The sequence below is a fragment of the Caballeronia sp. A2-2 genome (genome assembly GCF_057612605.2).
This window is the reverse complement of sequence record NZ_CM172587.1, coordinates 2,771,596-2,789,837: the sequence shown is the minus strand read 5'-3', so window position 1 is coordinate 2,789,837 and position 18,242 is coordinate 2,771,596. Positions and strand designations below refer to the sequence as shown.

Annotated in this window: 18 protein-coding genes; 15 read left to right on the top strand and 3 right to left on the bottom strand. The window is 62.7% G+C overall.

The features are described from left to right. Positions 1 to 15: 15 nt before the first annotated feature. The 7 genes from ACZCWR_RS13250 (at position 16) to ftsB (ending at position 9,058) form a co-directional block, all read left to right on the top strand. Positions 16 to 804, top strand: a complete 789-nt coding sequence (locus tag ACZCWR_RS13250; protein ID WP_487301200.1) for a TatD family hydrolase — start codon at positions 16 to 18, stop codon at positions 802 to 804. A 69-nt stretch (positions 805 to 873) separates the two neighbouring features. Continuing rightward, positions 874 to 3,390, top strand: coding sequence for a DNA internalization-related competence protein ComEC/Rec2 (locus ACZCWR_RS13245; protein ID WP_487301199.1), 2,517 nt, complete (start codon positions 874 to 876; stop codon positions 3,388 to 3,390). Between the two features lie 39 nt (positions 3,391 to 3,429). Beyond that, on the top strand, positions 3,430 to 4,251 hold the full coding sequence (locus tag ACZCWR_RS13240; protein ID WP_487301198.1) for an alpha/beta fold hydrolase: 822 nt from the start codon (positions 3,430 to 3,432) through the stop codon (positions 4,249 to 4,251). A gap of 106 nt (positions 4,252 to 4,357) precedes the next feature. Continuing rightward, positions 4,358 to 6,055: a CTP synthase gene (gene pyrG / locus ACZCWR_RS13235; protein WP_487301197.1), complete on the top strand. Its 1,698-nt coding sequence runs from the start codon at positions 4,358 to 4,360 to the stop codon at positions 6,053 to 6,055. Continuing rightward, complete coding sequence (kdsA, locus tag ACZCWR_RS13230; RefSeq protein ID WP_487301196.1) at positions 6,052 to 6,906, top strand: 3-deoxy-8-phosphooctulonate synthase; 855 nt, start codon at positions 6,052 to 6,054, stop codon at positions 6,904 to 6,906. The genes pyrG and kdsA overlap by 4 nt, the downstream gene beginning before the upstream one ends. A 304-nt stretch (positions 6,907 to 7,210) precedes the next feature. Then, the gene (gene eno / locus ACZCWR_RS13225) at positions 7,211 to 8,494 is read left to right on the top strand and encodes a phosphopyruvate hydratase (protein ID WP_487301195.1); all 1,284 of its coding nucleotides are present in this window, start codon (positions 7,211 to 7,213) and stop codon (positions 8,492 to 8,494) included. A gap of 111 nt (positions 8,495 to 8,605) precedes the next feature. Then, entirely contained in the window at positions 8,606 to 9,058 is a 453-nt protein-coding gene (gene ftsB / locus ACZCWR_RS13220) for a cell division protein FtsB (protein ID WP_487301194.1), read from the top strand. A 78-nt stretch (positions 9,059 to 9,136) separates the two neighbouring features. Here ftsB and ACZCWR_RS13215 read toward each other — a convergent pair whose 3' ends face one another. The 3 genes from ACZCWR_RS13215 to ACZCWR_RS13205 form a co-directional block, all read right to left on the bottom strand. Next, positions 9,137 to 9,499, bottom strand: coding sequence for a hypothetical protein (locus ACZCWR_RS13215; RefSeq protein WP_487301193.1), 363 nt, complete (start codon positions 9,497 to 9,499; stop codon positions 9,137 to 9,139). A 115-nt stretch (positions 9,500 to 9,614) separates the two neighbouring features. Then, on the bottom strand, positions 9,615 to 10,565 hold the full coding sequence (hslO, locus tag ACZCWR_RS13210) for an Hsp33 family molecular chaperone HslO (protein ID WP_487301192.1): 951 nt from the start codon (positions 10,563 to 10,565) through the stop codon (positions 9,615 to 9,617). Positions 10,566 to 10,613: 48 nt separating this feature from the next. Continuing rightward, complete coding sequence (locus ACZCWR_RS13205; protein WP_487301191.1) at positions 10,614 to 11,138, bottom strand: gamma carbonic anhydrase family protein; 525 nt, start codon at positions 11,136 to 11,138, stop codon at positions 10,614 to 10,616. Between the two features lie 116 nt (positions 11,139 to 11,254). On the opposite strand from ACZCWR_RS13205, the gene ACZCWR_RS13200 reads away from it, so the two are divergent. The 8 genes from ACZCWR_RS13200 to dapA all read left to right on the top strand — a co-directional run bounded on the left by ACZCWR_RS13200 (position 11,255) and on the right by dapA (position 18,231). After that, a complete protein-coding gene (locus ACZCWR_RS13200) occupies positions 11,255 to 12,082 on the top strand; it encodes a ferritin-like domain-containing protein (RefSeq protein ID WP_487301190.1) in 828 nt (275 codons plus the stop codon). An 18-nt stretch (positions 12,083 to 12,100) separates the two neighbouring features. Beyond that, positions 12,101 to 12,985, top strand: a complete 885-nt coding sequence (locus tag ACZCWR_RS13195) for an alpha/beta fold hydrolase (RefSeq protein ID WP_487301189.1) — start codon at positions 12,101 to 12,103, stop codon at positions 12,983 to 12,985. 79 nt (positions 12,986 to 13,064) lie between these two features. Then, positions 13,065 to 13,895 (top strand): 3',5'-nucleoside bisphosphate phosphatase, encoded by an 831-nt coding sequence (locus tag ACZCWR_RS13190; protein WP_487301188.1) that lies wholly within the window; start codon positions 13,065 to 13,067, stop codon positions 13,893 to 13,895. 141 nt (positions 13,896 to 14,036) lie between these two features. Continuing rightward, positions 14,037 to 14,675, top strand: a complete 639-nt coding sequence (locus ACZCWR_RS13185) for an L-threonylcarbamoyladenylate synthase (protein WP_487301187.1) — start codon at positions 14,037 to 14,039, stop codon at positions 14,673 to 14,675. A gap of 109 nt (positions 14,676 to 14,784) precedes the next feature. Further along, on the top strand, positions 14,785 to 15,450 hold the full coding sequence (locus ACZCWR_RS13180; protein ID WP_487301186.1) for a site-2 protease family protein: 666 nt from the start codon (positions 14,785 to 14,787) through the stop codon (positions 15,448 to 15,450). A gap of 4 nt (positions 15,451 to 15,454) precedes the next feature. Continuing rightward, complete coding sequence (locus ACZCWR_RS13175; RefSeq protein WP_487301185.1) at positions 15,455 to 16,657, top strand: tryptophan--tRNA ligase; 1,203 nt, start codon at positions 15,455 to 15,457, stop codon at positions 16,655 to 16,657. Continuing rightward, positions 16,657 to 17,250, top strand: coding sequence for a class I SAM-dependent methyltransferase (locus tag ACZCWR_RS13170; RefSeq protein WP_487301184.1), 594 nt, complete (start codon positions 16,657 to 16,659; stop codon positions 17,248 to 17,250). The genes ACZCWR_RS13175 and ACZCWR_RS13170 overlap by 1 nt, the downstream gene beginning before the upstream one ends. A gap of 63 nt (positions 17,251 to 17,313) precedes the next feature. Continuing rightward, entirely contained in the window at positions 17,314 to 18,231 is a 918-nt protein-coding gene (dapA, locus tag ACZCWR_RS13165; RefSeq protein ID WP_487301183.1) for a 4-hydroxy-tetrahydrodipicolinate synthase, read from the top strand. The last annotated feature ends 11 nt before the right edge of the window (positions 18,232 to 18,242 follow it).

Here is an 18,242-nt window from a genome sequence, read left to right as displayed (position 1 = left end):
GGCGCGGAGGCCGCCATGTGGATCGACACGCACTGTCATCTCGATGCCTCGGAATTCGACGCCGACCGCGATGCCGTGGCAAGCGGCGCGCTGCAATCAGGTGTCGCGCGCATCGTGATTCCGGGCGTGGAGCGCGGCAACTTCGATACGGTGCGGCAACTCGCGCATCGCATCGAGGGCGGGGCGTATGCGCTCGGCATCCATCCACTTTTCACGCCGCGCGCCACCGACGACGATCTGCGCGTGTTGCGTGAGGAAATAGAAGCGAGTCTGGACGATCCGCGTTTCGTGGGCATCGGCGAAATCGGGCTGGACTATTTCGTGCCGACGCTCGACGATGCGCGCCAGCAATTCTTCTATAACGAACAGCTAAAGCTCGCGCGACAGTTCGGACTGCCGGTGATCTGTCACGTGCGCAAATCGCAGGACAAAGTGCTCAAGGGATTGCGCGTGCACGATGTTCATTGCGGCATCGCGCATGCGTTCAACGGCAGCTTTCAGCAGGCCGAGGCGTTCATCGCGCACGGCATGCGGCTGGGCTTCGGCGGCAATCTCACGTTCGAGCGCGCGCGGCAGATACGCCGTCTGGCCGCGGACTTGCCGCTCGATTCGATCGTGCTCGAAACGGATGCGCCGGATATCGCGCCATCGTGGCGCTATAAAGGGCGCAACACGCCGGATCAGGTCCCGGCGATTGCAACCGTGCTGGCCGAGTTGCGCGGCATCGATGAGCACGCGCTTGCCATCGGCACAACGGCCAATGCGCTTGCGGCGCTGCCACGACTGGCGTTGGCGTCTTCATAATCGCTTGCGGTGCTGCTTGCGTTTTTTTAAGCGCAAGCGGTGGTGTTTCCGTGAGACGAGCGAGGATGTGTGCGTGCGGGTTTGCTGGCGTTTGCATTAGGCGTGTGGTGTCTTCAGCAGCAGGCGACGTTGCCGGGGTGGGGCGTTGTCGTCTTTTCCTGCGCGTTAATCTTCGGCGCGATGCGTTGGCGCACAGTCGCGTTATGCGTGCTCGCCGCGATGTCGCTCGGTTTCTCCTATGCCGCGTTGCGCGCCGAATGGCGGCTTGCGGAGCAACTTCCGGCAAGCTACGAGCAACGCGACATCACGCTCACCGGCATCGTGCGCGGCCTGCCCGAACCGGGCGATGAAGGCACGCGGTTTCTGTTCGACGTGCAGACCAATGACTTAGGCATCGATCACTTTCCGCGCATCGTCAGACTGACTTGGATGAGCGATGCATCGCAAACCGCGCCGATGCTCGAAGCAGGTCAGCGTTGGACGCTGAAAGCGCGCCTCAAGCGCCCGCACAGCGAAGCCAACTTCGGCTTGCGCGACATGGAAGCATCGATGCTCGAACGCGGCATTCGCGCGACGGGTTATGTGTCGGATGCGCGCTCGGCACATCGACTTTCCGATGCGCATGGTCCGTTGATCGCGCTCGATCGGATGCGATCTCGTATTCGCGCCCGTATCGAATCCGTGCTGGGTGATGCGCCGCATCGCGGTATCGTCATCGCGCTCGCGGTAGGCGCGCAAAACGCCGTCAGCGATGCCGACTGGACGCTCATGCGTGCAACCGGCACGAGTCATCTCGTGGCGATTTCCGGGCTGCATATCGGCTTCGTCGCGGGATTGGCTGCGTTTGTTTGCGGCTTCGTGTGGAAACGTTTGAGCGTGCGTGCGCCTTTGCTTGTTAGCGCGCCGAAGATTGCGGCTGCAAGCGCGGCAATCTTCGCGGCATTCTATGCAGCGCTTGCAGGCTTGAACGTGCCAGCACAACGCGCGTTGTGGATGCTGTGTTTCATCGCGGTGGCGTACTTGCGTGGACGCAGGCCGGCCTCGTCGCTCGTGCTGTGCTGGGCGCTTGCCGCGGTGTTGATTGCGGACCCGTGGGCGGTGACATCGCCGGGATTCTGGCTATCGTTTTGCGCGGTCGCCGCGATTCTCCATGCGATGACATCGGCGGGACGTCAGGCAAAAAGGGCGCGCGTGGAAGGTGATTTGCAGATCGACTGGAACGATCGCGATATCGCTATTCAAGCCGCATTGACGGACGACTTTGCCGCGTCAGTCGATGAAGCCGAACGCGCGTTCCATCGCTCGCGGTTCGCGTCGATTCGCATCGTTCCAGCACGCGTAACGAGCGTGATCGCCGCGCGCTTGATGCATCGTCTACGTTCCGCCGCGCGCGTTCAATACGCCGTGACGCTCGCACTCGCGCCGCTGACCGTCTACTGGTTCTCGCAGATTCCGCTGCTCGGACCGCTCGCCAACGCGTTCGCGATTCCGTGGGTCAGTCTCGTCGTGACGCCCGCCGTGCTGGCTGGCGTGATCCTTCCCGCACCGCTCGATGCCGTCGCGTTTCAAACGGCGCACGCAGCGCTCTCTTTGTTGTGCGACGCGCTCGCCATGCTTGGCCGATATACAAACGGCGTGTCTGTCTGGCATCTCCCACGTCCCGATGCCTTCGCACTTGCTGCGTCTGTCGCAGGCGTCGCATGGGCACTCGCGCCTCGCGGATGGCCATTGCGTTTCGCCGTGCCGCTCACGTTCTTGCCACTGCTCGCACCAACGCCCAACGCCACGCCAACGGGCGAATTCCGCGTGACCGCGCTCGATGTCGGCCAAGGCTCATCGCTCGTCATCGAGACCGCGCATCACGCATTGCTGTTCGATGCCGGTCCCGGCCCGGAATCCACGCACGCGGGCGAGCGGATCGTCGCGCCGTATTTGCTCGCGGCAGGCGTGCATACGCTCGATGCGTTCATCGTGAGTCATGCCGATTCGGATCACGCGGGCGGCGCGCCTGCCGTCTTGCAAACCGTGGCGGTGCGTCAACTGCTCGCCTCGCTCCCCGACGATCATCCGCTCTGGTCCGATGCACGCGCACGCGGCACGCAGACGTTGCGCTGCATCGCCGGTCAGACGTGGCATTGGGATGGCGTCGAATTCCGCATGCTGTGGCCCATCGAAGACGCGCTCGGCGGCAAGCCGAACCGCACATCCTGCGTGCTGAAAGCGACCAACGCGTCAGGACGTTCCGCACTCCTCGCCGCCGATATCGAAGCCGACGTCGAACGCGAACTCATCGCGCGTGATTCCGCCTTGCTTCACGCCGATGTCCTGATCGTGCCGCACCACGGCAGTCGCACGTCATCGACCGAGCCGTTCCTCGATGCCGTCGGGCCGCGCGCCGCGATATTTCAGGTAGGCTATCGCAACCGCTTTCACCATCCGAACCCGACCGTGTACGCGCGTTACGGCATGCGTTCCATCGCGCTTGCACGTAGCGATGAAAACGGCGCGGCGCGTATCGACATCGGCACAGAGATCGTGCTCGAACGCTTTCGGGACGCGCACGCGCGCTACTGGATGGATCGCTGAAAACAAAGCAATGAAACCAGCCACGGAGACAGAAAGCGCTTGAAGGACAAAATTCATTTCTCGCACGCGAACGGCTTTCCGGCGTCCACCTATCGCACGATCTTCGCCGAACTCGCGGACGACTACGAGATTCGCAGCATCGAGCGTTACGGGCATGACGCGCGCTTTCCCGTCACGCAGGACTGGCCGCATCTCGTCGATGAACTGCTCGCGGACATGAACCGTCATCGCGAACGCGCGGAGCCCGTGCCGGTCTGGCTCGTCGGGCATTCGCTGGGCGGCTATCTTTCGTTGCTGGCGGCGCTCAGGCGTCCGCAATGGGTGAAGGGCGTGATCATGCTGGATTCGCCGGTGATCGCGGGATGGAAAAGCCGCCTGCTGCGCTTCACGCAATGGACGGGACTCGACGAGCGCCTGTCGCCCGCCGCCGCCACGAAACGCCGCCGCACGCATTGGGCGAGCCGCGACGAAGCATGGCGGCATTTCCACGCGAAACCGGCCTTCGCGCGCTGGGACGAACGCATGCTCTCCGACTACATCGATCATGCGATTCCGCAGACGCAAGCCGACGGCACGCGCACGCTGGCGTTCGATCGCGGCGTCGAATACACGATTTACCGCACGCTGCCGCACACGCTCGGCGCGCGGCTTGCGCATGGCGCGCCGGTGCCGGTCGGGTTCATCGCGGGGACGCATTCGCCGGAAGTGCGGCACGTGGGACTTTCGATGACGCAGCGCATCGCCGGAAACCGCCTCGAATGGATGGAAGGCAGTCACCTTTTTCCGATGGAGCGTCCCATCGAAACGGCGCGCGCGGTGCGGCGTCTTCTCGGTCAGATGCCGGACGCGCATTCGGCGTAGTTACAAGGGCGCGAGCAGCATCCTTCATGACGCATTTCGACCGTCCGCGCGCCTCAGGAGACCGGGCCTTTACGGTATAATCCGTTTTTCCCGCGAGCATCTAGCGATGACCAAATATGTATTCGTCACCGGCGGCGTAGTTTCTTCCCTTGGCAAGGGTATTGCTGCCGCCTCCCTCGCCGCGATCCTCGAATCGCGCGGTCTCAAAGTCACTCTCCTCAAGCTCGATCCCTACATCAACGTCGACCCCGGCACCATGAGCCCGTTTCAGCACGGCGAAGTGTTCGTGACGGAAGACGGCGCGGAAACCGACCTCGACCTCGGCCACTACGAGCGCTTCATCAGCACGAAGATGCGCAAGGCCAATAACTTCACCACGGGTCAGATTTACGAATCGGTCATCCGCAAGGAACGGCGCGGCGAATATCTCGGCAAGACGGTGCAGGTCATTCCGCACATCACCAATGAAATTCAGGCGTTCGTCGAGCGCGGCGCGGCGGCGGCCACCTGCGGCGAGCCGGATGTGGCGATCGTCGAAATCGGCGGCACGGTGGGCGATATCGAATCGCTGCCGTTCCTCGAAGCCGCGCGTCAGATGAGCTTGCGCCGGGGCCGCAACAGCGCGTGCTTCGTGCACCTGACGCTGGTGCCGTACATCGCCACCGCGGGCGAACTGAAGACCAAGCCCACGCAGCACAGCGTGCAGAAGCTGCGCGAAATCGGTATCTATCCGAACGTGCTCTTGTGCCGCGCCGACCGCCCGATTCCCGACGACGAACGCCAGAAGATTTCGCTGTTCTCGAACGTGCACGAAGAAGCGGTCATTTCCGTGTGGGACGCGGACAGCATCTACAAGATTCCGCAGATGCTCAACGATCAGCATCTGGACGACATCGTCTGCGAGGAACTCAAGCTCTCGGCACAACCGGCCGATTTGTCCATGTGGTCGGACCTCGTGCAGAAGCTCGAGAATCCCAAGAGCGAAGTGACCATCGGCATGGTCGGCAAGTACATCGAACTTACCGAGTCGTACAAGTCGCTGATTGAGGCGCTGCGTCATGCGTCCATTCACACGTCGACCAAGGTCAACATCGAATATATCGATTCCGAGCAGATCGACGCCGAAGGCACGGATGCGCTCAAGCATCTCGACGCTGTGCTCGTGCCGGGCGGTTTCGGCCGTCGCGGCACGGAAGGCAAGATCAAGGCGATTCAATACGCTCGCGAATCGAAGACGCCGTATCTCGGCATTTGCCTCGGCATGCAGCTCGCGGTGATCGAATTCGCGCGCGATGTCGCGGGCCTCACGGACGCCAACAGCACCGAGTTCAATCAAGACACGAACAACCCGGTGGTCGCGCTGATTACCGAGTGGTACGACCGTGCGGGCCGCGTCGAGAAGCGCAGCGAGGAATCGGATCTCGGCGGCACCATGCGCCTCGGTTCGCAGAAGTGCCCGATCAAGCCCGGCACCATGGCCGAGCGCATTTATGGCACGGATGTGAACGAGCGTCATCGTCACCGTTATGAAGTCAATAACCGTTTCGTGCCCCAGCTCGAAGCGGGCGGACTTATCATCAGCGCGCGCACGCCGAGCGAGGACTTGCCCGAGATGATGGAGTTGCCGCAGTCGCTGCACCCGTGGTTCGTCGGCGTGCAGTTCCACCCCGAATTCACTTCGACGCCGCGTGACGGGCATCCGCTCTTCAAGGCGTTCGTCGAAGCCGCGCGTGCGCATACGCAAGGCACCGGCGCGAATGCGTCGGCAGCGGCGAGCCACGCGACCGCAGGAGCGCAGGCATGAAGCTTTGTCACTTCGAAGCCGGTCTCGACAAGCCGTTCTTCCTGATCGCGGGCACGTGCGTGGTCGAGTCCGAACAGATGACGATCGACGTTGCCGGACGCCTGAAGGAAATCACGCAGAAGCTCGGTATTCCGTTCATCTACAAGTCGTCATTCGACAAGGCGAACCGTAGTTCGGGCAAGTCGTATCGCGGGCCGGGCATGGATGAAGGCTTGCGCATTCTCGGCGAAGTGAAGAAGCAGCTTGGCGTGCCGGTTCTCACGGACGTGCATGCCGAGGAAGAAATCGAAGCGGTGGCCTCGGTCGTCGATGTGTTGCAAACGCCCGCGTTCCTGTGCCGTCAGACGGATTTCATCCACGCTTGCGCGCGTTCGGGCAAGCCGGTGAACATCAAGAAGGGCCAGTTTCTCGCGCCGCACGACATGAAGAACGTGATCGACAAGGCGCGCGACGCGGCGCGTGATGCGGGGCTTTCGGACGACCGCTTCATGGCGTGCGAGCGTGGCGTGTCGTTCGGTTATAACAACCTCGTGTCGGACATGCGTTCGCTTGCGATCATGCGGGAAACCGGCGCGCCGGTCGTGTTCGATGCCACCCACTCGGTGCAGTTGCCGGGCGGGCAGGGCACGAGTTCGGGCGGTCAACGCGAGTTCGTGCCGGTGCTGGCGCGCGCGGCGGTGGCGACAGGCATCGCCGGGCTGTTCATGGAGACGCATCCCGACCCGGCGTGCGCGAAGTCGGACGGACCGAACGCGGTGCCGTTGCATCGCATGGAAGCGCTGCTCGAAACGCTGATCGCGCTGGATCGCGCGGTGAAGAGCGGCCCCTTCCTCGAAAACGATTTCAACTGAAATAGCGCGAAGAGTTGAAGCGAGTTGGTACGATAGCGGGCGTTTCGTCGGAGCGTCCCTATCGCGAAAATAGGTCATATGCAGTGACCAGCGGCGCGGAGGAGCAGGCAGGACATCGGCGCGACGCCATCCGTACACCGGACGAGGCGCGCCCGCTCCCCATGAATGCGAGATGCACCGGAAGGACCGGACGTGCCGGATGAACCGGAGGTTCATCGAACGGTCTGAGCGAAGCCATGAAGCGCCAGGCGTCAACGCGCTTCGTTGTGACTGACAGAATTCATCGTCATTTCTTGAGGAAACCATGAGTGCTATCGTAGATATCATCGGCCGCGAGATTCTCGATTCGCGAGGCAATCCCACCGTCGAATGCGACGTGTTGCTCGAATCGGGCACGATGGGCCGCGCGGCGGTGCCGTCGGGCGCGTCCACGGGTTCGCGCGAAGCCATCGAACTGCGCGACGGCGAAACCGGCCGTTACGGCGGCAAGGGCGTGCTGAAGGCCGTCGAACACATCAACACCGAGATTTCCGAAGCCATCATGGGCCTCGACGCCTCGGAACAGGCTTTCCTCGACAAGACGCTGCTCGAACTGGACGGCACGGACAACAAGTCGCGTCTGGGCGCGAACGCCATGCTGGCGGTGTCGATGGCCGTCGCCAAGGCCGCCGCCGAGGAAGCCGGCCTGCCGCTGTACCGCTACTTCGGCGGCTCGGGCGCCATGCAACTGCCGGTGCCGATGATGAACATCGTCAACGGCGGCGCGCACGCCAACAACAGCCTGGACATCCAGGAATTCATGATCGTGCCGGTGAGCCAGCCGACCTTCCGCGAAGCGCTGCGTTGCGGTGCGGAAGTGTTCCACGCGCTCAAGAAGATTCTGGCCGATCGCGGCATGAGCACGGCCGTGGGCGACGAAGGCGGTTTCGCGCCGAACTTCGGCAGCAACGACGAGTGTCTTTCCACGGTGCTTCAGGCTATCGAGAAGGCCGGTTATCGCGCGGGCGAAGACGTGCTGCTCGCGCTCGATTGCGCGGCGAGCGAGTTCTATCACGATGGCAAGTACCAGTTGGCGGGCGAAGGCCTGCAACTGTCGTCAGCCGAATTCACGGACTATCTGGCGGCGCTCGCCGACAAGTTCCCGATCGTTTCCATCGAAGACGGCATGCACGAAAGCGACTGGGATGGCTGGAAGATCCTGACCGATCGCCTCGGCAAGAAAATTCAACTCGTGGGCGACGATCTGTTCGTGACGAACACGCGCATCCTGAAGGAAGGTATCGAGAAGGGTATCGCCAATTCGATCCTCATCAAGATCAATCAGATCGGCACGCTGACGGAAACCTTCGCGGCCATCGAAATGGCCAAGCGCGCGGGTTACACGGCGGTGATTTCGCACCGCTCGGGCGAGACCGAAGATTCGACCATCGCGGATATCGCCGTGGGGTTGAACGCCGGTCAGATCAAGACCGGTTCGCTGTCGCGCAGCGATCGCATCTCGAAGTACAACCAACTGCTGCGTATCGAGGAAGACCTCGGCGATATCGCAAGCTATCCGGGCAAATCGGCGTTCTACAACCTGCGCTAAAGCTTTTCTCGCTTTGGCCGATAAGGACGACGTTATCTCATCTTCAGCCCGCCGCCCACGGCGCTCGCCTTCGCGCGAGGCCGCCGGGCGGCGCTCATTTCGGCTCCTCGAATGCGGCTTGTAACTGTCGTTCTAGTCTTGTTGCTGGCGGTGATTCAGTATCCGCTGTGGTGGGGTCATGGCGGCTGGCTGCGCGTGCACGAATTGCAGCAGCAGCTCGTGCAACAGACGGACAAAAACACCACGCTCAAATTGCGCAACGAGCGCGTGCAAGGCGAAGTGCAGGACCTGCAAAGCGGGACCAGCGCCGTCGAGGAACGCGCGCGCTACGAGATGGGCATGGTGAAGGACAGCGAGGTGTTCGTGCAGTTCGTCGCGCCCAATTCGACCGCGCCCGTCAACTCGGCCAATGTGCCGGGGATGAACGGGTCGACGCGCGGGCAGGTTTCGTCCGCGCCGTTGCGGGTGGTGCCCAATCCGGTGTCGCGCTCGAAGCAGGAATTGCGCGATCTGGATAAAAAAGCGCAGAAGGAAAAGGCGGCTGAGGCAAAGAAGAAGCCGTAAAGACACACGTTGCAGGCATTAAAAAAGGCGCAGCCGGGAAACCGGTTGCGCCTTTTGTTTGGGCGTTGCCTTCGAGACTTACCAGGCGTAACCCGTGCCGACACTCCAACCCGAACCCCAGCCGGGATAGCCCCAGCCACCGCTCGAATAGCCGCCGTAGATGGAAACCGGCTGCGGCGTGTAGTAGTTCGACATCATCTTGGCGTCGTTGCCCATTTGCGCGGCCTTTTGCGATTCCGCCAGCGCTTGTTTGTCGATGGCGTTATAGCGGTCCATCTGCTGCTGCGGCGTGAGCGCCTGTTGCTGCTGCACGGGCGTATTCGGCAGACGGCTATAAATGGGCGACGGGCCGGGCGGGTCCATCGCGCAGCCGGCGGCCGTTGCCGCGAGGCCGGCGCACATGGAAAGTTTCAGGGTAGCGATTGCAGTTGCGGTGTTCATTTTTTTCGACCTCCAGCGGGCCGGACAAACTCATCAGGAATCCAATCATACCGCGCCGTTCAAGCCTCACCGGAGGGGGAACGATGCGTGGATTGGAACCCCGATCGGAACCCCTTCAATGCCGCTGGCCGGACGCCGGGCTTACTCCCTGTAAGATTCCCGACGACACGAAAAGTTGCTCCACATCCACCGGATCGAACTCGTAGCGCTGATTGCAGAACTCACAGTGCACTTCCACGCTGCCGCGCTCCGCGATCACGCTGTCCACTTCCTCACGCCCGAGCATCTTGAGCATGCCGCCCACTTTTTCGCGCGAGCACGAGCACTGAAAACGCGCGGGCGCGGGCTCGAAGTGCTGCACGTTCTCCTGCCAGAACAGACGGCGGAACAACGTTTCCGGTTCTTCCTTCAGCAATTCTTCAGTGGAAAGCGTGCTGCCCAAGTGGCAGACGCGCGTCCACGTATCGGCATCGTGTTCGCCTGGGTGCGGGACGATACCGCCATCGCCCGGCAGCTTTTGCAGCAGCATGCCCACCGCGCGATCCGTATCCGCTGCGAGCCACATGCGCGTGTCGAGCTGCTCGGAATGATGCATGTACTGTTCCAGAACCTCCGCCATCGACGACAACGGCCCATGCTCGCCCGACAGCGGCACGATGCCCTGATACGGCTGCTGCCCCGGCTTCTTGTTCGCCGGGTCCAGCGTGATGACGCAGCGCCCGTGGCCGTGCCGGTTCAGCAGGTCGGTGAGCGACACACCGGCGTCGAGCGTGCCTTCGGCGCCGTCAGCGAGCTTCGCAGTGGCGCGTAGCGAAAGGTTCGAACTGCACTGCACGACCAGCATTTTCACGGGACCGTCGCCGTAGATCTGCATGATGAGCGTACCGTCGAACTTGAGATTCGCCGACAGAAGCGCGCACGCGGCCATCATCTCGCCGAGCACATTGCGCACGGCGGGCGGATAGGAACGGCGCGTGAGCACTTCCTGCCACGTATTGCGCAGCGAGACGATCTCGCCGCGCACGGGCGCCGCGTTGAACATGAATTTCTGCAACTGGTCGTTCACAACTCTTCCTTGGGTGTCGAGGCGCGTCTGCATCGATTGGATGCAACGTCAGCCTATGCGCACTAGCTGCGCCTTGTAAAATTCGCGCCGGTCCGTGTAGCTCGCCGCGGACCCGCGCATGCGGGCGATGTCGGCGTCCGTCGCCTGACGTATCACGCGTGCAGGCGAGCCCAAAATCACGCTGTTGTCCGGAAACACCTTGCCTTCGGTGACGAGGGCGCCCGCGCCAACCAGACAGTTGCGGCCGATCACCGCGCCATTCAAGACCACGGCCTGAATCGCGATCAGCGAGCCATCGCCGATGGTGCAGCCGTGCAGCATGGCCTGATGGCCGACCGTGACGCCTTCGCCAATCGTCAGCGGAAAGCCGGGGTCCGCATGCAGCACCGCGCCTTCCTGAATATTGCTGTTCCGGCCGACGACGATCGGCTCGTTGTCGCCGCGCAAAGTCGCGCCGAACCAGACGCTCGCGTTTTCTTCCAGCGTGACTTGGCCGATGATGGTCGCGGTATCCGCGAGAAACACGCTTTCGTGGATGGTCGGGGCGTTTTCGCCGAGCTTGTAGATGGCCACTGGGTCTCCTGAACGTGCCGGGCGTTGTTTCAAATCCTGCGTCGCGTTTAACATTTTAGCCGTTTGCGGTGCCATGACGCCGCGCCCGTCCACGCCTTCCCCGTCGAGAAAGTCTTATGCAGGATGCCTTTTTTCCTTCCGATGCCCGCGCCGCCGCGCTCCAAGTCCTTCGCCTGCGCGATCCCGCGGAGAAGGCTGCGCAGGCTCAGGCGCTGTTCAAGAGTGCCGCGCGCATTGTGCCGGAGGCCGTTTTCGCCGAGCCGGACGATCTGCCGGGGCGTCCGGAGAAACCATTGCTCGTCGAGCCATCGTCGCTCAAGCGGCGCAGCATGCAGTCGGATGCGGGTCGCGCGGTGCTGCTGCACGCGCTCGCGCATATCGAATTCAACGCGATCAATCTCGCGCTCGATGCCGTGTGGCGGTTTCCATCGATGCCGCATGATTTTTATCTTGATTGGTTGAAAGTCGCAGCGGAGGAAGCGCATCACTTTTCGCTGCTGAGTGCGCGATTGGCAGAGTTCGGCCACACATACGGCGACTTTCCCGCGCACGACGGGCTCTGGGACATGGCGCAACGCACGCGCGCCGACGTGCTCGCGCGCATGGCGCTGGTGCCGCGCACGCTGGAGGCGCGCGGGCTCGATGCATCGCCGCCCATCCGGCGACGGCTTGCGCAGGCGGGCGATCACGCATCGGCGGCCATCCTCGACGTTATCCTTCGCGATGAAATCGGCCACGTGCTGATCGGCAATCGCTGGTTCCGTCATCTCTGCGATGCCGCGAATCTCGACCCGCATCCAACGTACGCGCGGCTTGCAGCGCAGTACCACGCGCCCAAACTACGCGGCCCGTTCAACTTCGAAGCGCGCCGCGACGCAGGTTTCGACGAGGCAGAACTTCGCGCGCTCGCCGGTCTCGACGACAACGAACAATCGCAAATTTAAACTAAACAGGATAAAAATATGAAGGCGTCATGCTCCGATTTTGTCGATGCGCCCGGCGCGCGTTTGCACGTCCGGCGCTGGGGCGACCCGTCCGCGCCGATGATCTTCATGCTTCACGGCTGGATGGACGTGGCCGCTTCCTTCCAGTTCGTGGTCGATGAGCTCGCCGGAAACTGGCAAGTGCTCGCGCCGGACGCACGCGGCTTCGGCCTGTCCGACTGGCCGATCGCGCAAAAGGGCGGCGGCCACTACTACTTCCCGGACTATCTCGCCGATCTGGACGCGATCCTCGATCACTACGCGCCGACAGGCGAAGTCAATCTCGCCGGCCACAGCATGGGCGCGAACGTCGTGCTGATGTACGCGGGCGTGCGCCCCGAACGCGTGCGGCGCGTGGTCGATCTGGAAGGCTTCGGCTTGCCAGCGGCGCATCCGGGACAAGCGCCGGGACGCATCGCGCATTGGCTCGACGAGCTTCGCGCGCCGCCGGACCTGCGCAGCTACGCCACGCTCGATGAAGTCGCGGAGCGGCTCATCAAGACGAATCCGCGTCTGGCGTTAACGCGCGCGCAATTTCTCGCGCAACACTGGTCGCGGCAGGAAGCGGACGGGCGCTTCCACTTGCTCGCCGATCCGGCGCACAAGCTGCGCGGCCCGACGCTGTATCGACTCGATGAAGTCACGGCGATGTGGTCCCGCGTGCGCGCAAAAGTGCTGCACGTCGAAGCCGAAAATTCCCCGACGCTCAAATGGCTCGCAGGCGAAACGCCGATTCCCGAATACAAGGCGCGTTTCGCCGCGATCCCCGACTGGCGCGAAGCGTTCATCAGCGATGCGGGCCACATGATTCATCACGATCAGCCCGAGCGCGTCGCCGCGATGATCGAAGACTTCTGTGCGTGAACGCTTCTTGCGGACATCTCTGCATGAGCCGCATGTCATCCCATTAAAGTAGAATGTCAGGGAACGCTTAGAAACCAAGATGAACGCCGATCTGCATTGCCATTCCACCGTTTCCGACGGCCAGTATTCGCCCTCCGAGGTCGCTCGGCGCGCGCATGAGGGCGGCGTCACGCTGTGGTCGCTCACGGATCACGATCAACTCGGCGGTCAGCGTGAAGCGCGCGCGGCGGCGGAAGCGCTCGGCATGCGCTATCTGCCGGGCGTCGAGATTTCGGTGACGTGGGCGGGCAAGACGCTGCATGTGGTCGGCATGAATGTCGATCCCGACAACGCGGAACTGGAGAAGGGGCTGGAATCCACGCGCAACGGGCGTGCGGCGCGCGGTGCGGCCATCGGCGAGGCGCTTGCGGCGGTCGGTATTCCGAATGCCCACGAAGGCGCGCTGCGCTACACCGACGATCCCGACATGATCTCGCGCACGCATTTCGCGCGATTTCTCGTCGATCAGGGTTATGCGAAGAATACGTCGGAAGTGTTCGCGCGTTATCTCGGCGAGGGCAAGCCGGGCTTCGTCGGGCATCGCTGGGCGAAGCTGGAAGATTGCATGAAGTGGATTCGCGGCGCGGGCGGGGAGCCTGTGATCGCGCATCCGGGACGCTACGATTACACGCCGGTGCAGTTCTCCGCGCTGTTCGATGAATTCATCCAGATGGGCGGGCATGCCATCGAAGTCATCACGGGCAGTCATACGCCGGATCAGTACCGCGAATATGCCGATGTCGCGCGCCGCTACGGCTTCGAAGCCTCGCGCGGCTCGGACTTCCACGGTGCGGGCGAAGGGCGCGTCGAGCTTGGCCAGTTGCCGATGCTGCCGGACGATCTGAAGCCGGTCTGGGAGCGCTGGCTCTGACGGCTGCCGGTGGCGCGTGACATTGCGCACGCTCCTTGCATCGCGGTCACTTTTCGCGAAGGCGTTTCGTCGATGCAAGCGAGCGTCGGCGCGGTCACACCATTCCTCACGCGAACACGAACGAAACAAGAAGGCGTCGCCATGTCTCAATTCTTTCGCATTCATCCGGACAATCCGCAGCCGCGGCTGATCAATCAGGCGGTGCAGATCATCAAGGATGGCGGGCTCGTCGCCTTGCCGACGGATTCGAGCTACGCGCTCGCTTGCCATCTCGACGACAAGGACGCGGTCGAGCGCTTGCGCCGGATTCGCGGCATCGACGACAAGCAGCATTTGTCGCTGCTGGTGCGCGATTTGTCCGAGCTGTCCAACTTTGCGATGGTCGATAACCAGCAATACCGGCTCATCAAATCGGTGACGCCGGGGCCTTACGTGTTCGTGATGAAGGCGACCAAGGAAGTGCCGCGGCGTTTGTCGCATCCGTCGCGCAAGACCATCGGACTGCGCGTGCCGGATCATCAGATCACGCTGGCGCTGCTCGAAGCGCTGGGCGAACCGCTGCTCGCCACGACGCTGATCTTGCCGCCCGACACCGAGCCGCTCAACGATGCCGAGGAAATCCGCGAGCGGCTCGAAAAGCAGATCGAACTCGTGATCGATGCGGGCGCGTGCGCGGCGGAACCTTCCACGGTGATCGATTTGTCGGGTGGGGAACCGGTGCTCGTGCGCGCCGGACGCGGCAGTCTGGAACCTTTCGGCCTGACGGCGGAAGCCTCCTGAAAGCGCTTTCCGCTCTTTAAAGACGGACTTGAGCGATTCGCGCCATCATGCATGCAGAAGGCGCCGCAAGCGCCTGTCCGACACGGCCTGCTTGTTACAATACCGCCCCATGGATCCCTCTCTGATACAAACCATCGCGGTCTACGCGCTCCCGGTGATTTTCGCGATCACGCTGCACGAGGCCGCGCATGGCTACGCCGCGCGTCTGCTCGGCGACAACACGGCTTACGTGCTCGGCCGCGTGTCGATGAACCCGATGCGCCATATCGATCCCATCGGCACCATCGTCATGCCGCTCGTGCTGTATTTCGTCACCAGCGGCGCGTTCATGTTCGGCTATGCCAAGCCCGTCCCGGTCGCGTTCGGCAACCTGCGCAATCCGCGCTGGGGTAGTCTGTGGGTCGCGGCGGCAGGCCCGGCCAGCAACTTCGTGCAGGCATTGTTGTGGGGCGTGCTGCTCGTGCTCATGACCGCCTTTCATGTCGATGAAGCGTTCTTCACGCGCATGGCGCAGGCCGGCATCAGCGTGAATCTCGTGCTCGGCGTGCTGAATCTTTTCCCGCTGCCGCCGCTCGATGGCGGACGCGTTTTGATGGCGCTGCTGCCCGTGCGCGCCGCCGTCACGCTCCAGAAGATCGAGCCGTACGGCGTCTGGATCGTCATGGCGCTCATCATGACGAGCGTATTCACGCGGTTCTGGCTCAGTCCGCTGGTGAGCGTCGGTTACGCGGCGGTATCGGCCATCCTGAATCCTTTCGCATCACTCTTTCCATAACATCATGTTCCCTGACCGTATCTTCTCCGGCATGCGGCCCACCGGGTCGCTGCATCTCGGCCACTATCACGGCGTGCTGAAAAACTGGGTGCGGCTGCAGTCCGAATATCCGTGCTTCTTCGCGGTGGTCGACTGGCACGCGCTCACGACGCACTACGAAACGCCCGAGGTCATCGAGAAAAACGTCTGGGAAGTGCTGATCGACTGGCTCGCGTCCGGCATCGATCCGGCGCAGGCCACGCTTTTCATTCAAAGCCGCGTGCCGGAGCATGCGGAGTTGTCGCTGCTGCTCGGCATGGGCACGCCGCTTGGCTGGCTCGAACGCGTGCCGACCTACAAGGAACAGATCGAAAAGCTGCGCGAAAAGGATCTTTCGACGTACGGTTTTCTCGGCTATCCGGTGCTGATGGCAGCGGACATTTTGTTGTATCGCGCGTCGCTGGTGCCGGTCGGTGAAGATCAGGTGCCGCACGTGGAGATGACGCGCGAGATCGCGCGGCGCTTCAACTATCTCTACGGCAAGGAGCCGGATTTCGAGGAGAAGGCGCTCGACGCGGCGAAGAAGCTCGGCGGCAAGCGCGCGAAGCTGTATCACGAACTGCGCGTCGCCTATCAGCAGGAAGGCGATGACGAAGCGCTCGAACAAGCCCGCGCCATGCTGCAGGAATCGCAGAGCCTGTCGATGAGCGACCGCGAGCGTCTGTTCGGCTATCTGGAAGGCGCGCGCAAGCTCATTCTGGTCGAGCCGCAGGTGTTGCTGACCGAAGCGTCGCGCATGCCGGGTCTCGATGGCCAGAAGATGTCGAAGTCGTACGGCAACACCATCGGCTTGCGTGAAGATGCGGCGACCATCGAGCAGAAGGTTCGCAGGATGCCGACCGACCCCGCCCGCGTGCGCCGCACCGATCCGGGCGATCCTGACAAATGTCCGGTGTGGAAGCTGCACGAGGTCTACACGGACGAGGCCACGCACGAATGGGTGCAGAAGGGCTGCCGCAGCGCGGGCATCGGCTGTCTGGACTGCAAGCAGCCGGTGATCGAAGGCATTCTGCGTGAACAACAGCCGATGCTCGAACGCGCGCAGAAGTACATGGACGATCCTTCGCTGCTGCGCGCGATCGTCGCGGACGGCTGCGACAAGGCGCGCAAGTTCGCCACCGAAACCATGCGCGATGTGCGCGAAGCAATGGGCCTGTCCTACAACTGATGGCGACTGACGCCGGCACGCCGAGCGATTGGGTCACGCGCTGGGCGCATCTCATCGCGCCCGGCGCGAGCGTGCTCGATGTCGCATCGGGTCATGGCCGTCACGCACGATGGTTCGGCTCGCGCGGTAACACGGTGCTCGCCGTTGACCGCGACCCGCAAGCATTGGAATCGATGTCCGCATGCGAAAACATCGACACCTTGCAGGCCGATCTCGAAGGCGCACCGTGGCCGTTCAAGCACGACCGAACGTTCGATGCCGTGATCGTCACGCGCTATCTGCATCGGCCGCTGTTCGGTCATCTGTTCGATGCGCTCGCGCCGGGCGGCGTCTTGATCTACGAAACGTTCGCGGTAGGGAACGAGACCGTCGGCAAGCCGTCCAATCCGGCGTTCTTGCTCGATGCGGGCGAATTGCTCGAAGCCGTGCGTGGCCGCCTGCGCGTGATCGCCTTCGAAGATGGCTTTCTCGACGCGCCGCATCCTGCCTTCGTGCAACGGATTTGCGCAGTTCGCAGCGAACCGGGCTCTCGCGACACGCTCACGTTTCGTAACACGCCTCCGGGTCCGCCACGTTACGTGTTGCCCGGCTAATCCGCTACAATCGCGGTAGATCGCCTTTTTGCGATTAAATTCACGATTAAATTCAAGAGTTTCATGACAAACGGAACCAACGGCGGAACCAACGGCGGCATCACGATCCGCGGCAGCATTCCTGCCATCGTCACACCGATGCACGAGGACGGTAGTCTCGATCTGCCGGCGTTTCGAAAGCTGATCGACTGGCATATCGAGCAAGGCTCGAACGGTCTCGTCGTGGTCGGCACGAGCGGCGAATCGGCCACGCTGTCGGTCGAGGAACACGTCCTCATGATCCAGACCGCCGTCGAGCACACGGCGAAGCGTTTCCCGATCATCGCGGGCGCGGGCGGCAATTCGACGGCCGAGGCCATCGAACTGTCGAAGCAAGCCAGAAAGGTTGGCGCCGACGCCACGCTGCAAGTGGTTCCGTATTACAACAAGCCGACGCAGGAAGGCATCTATCGCCACTTTCGCGCGATTGCGGAAGCCGTCGATCTGCCGGTGATTCTCTATAACGTGCCGGGCCGGACCGTTGCCGACATGAGCAACGAGACCATCCTGCGTTGCGCGGAAGTGCCGGGCATCATCGGCGTGAAGGAAGCGACGGGCAACATCGACCGCGCGGCGCATCTCATCAAGCACGCACCGGCGCACTTCGGCATCTATAGCGGCGACGATCCCACGGCCATCGCGCTCATGCTGCTCGGCGGCCACGGCAATATTTCGGTGACGGCCAATGTCGCGCCGAAGGAAATGAGCCAGTTGTGCCGCGCGGCTATCGAGGGCGATGCCATCACCGCGCGCCGTATTCATCTAAAGCTGTTGTCGCTGCACAAGAATCTGTTCTGCGAATCGAATCCGATCCCGGCCAAATGGGCGCTACAAGCGCTCGGCCGCATGGAAGGCGGCATTCGTCTTCCGCTCACGCCGCTCGATGCGCGCTATCACGACATCGTGCGTGATGCATTGCGCGACGCCGGGCTGCTAGCCTGACCTCGGCGGCA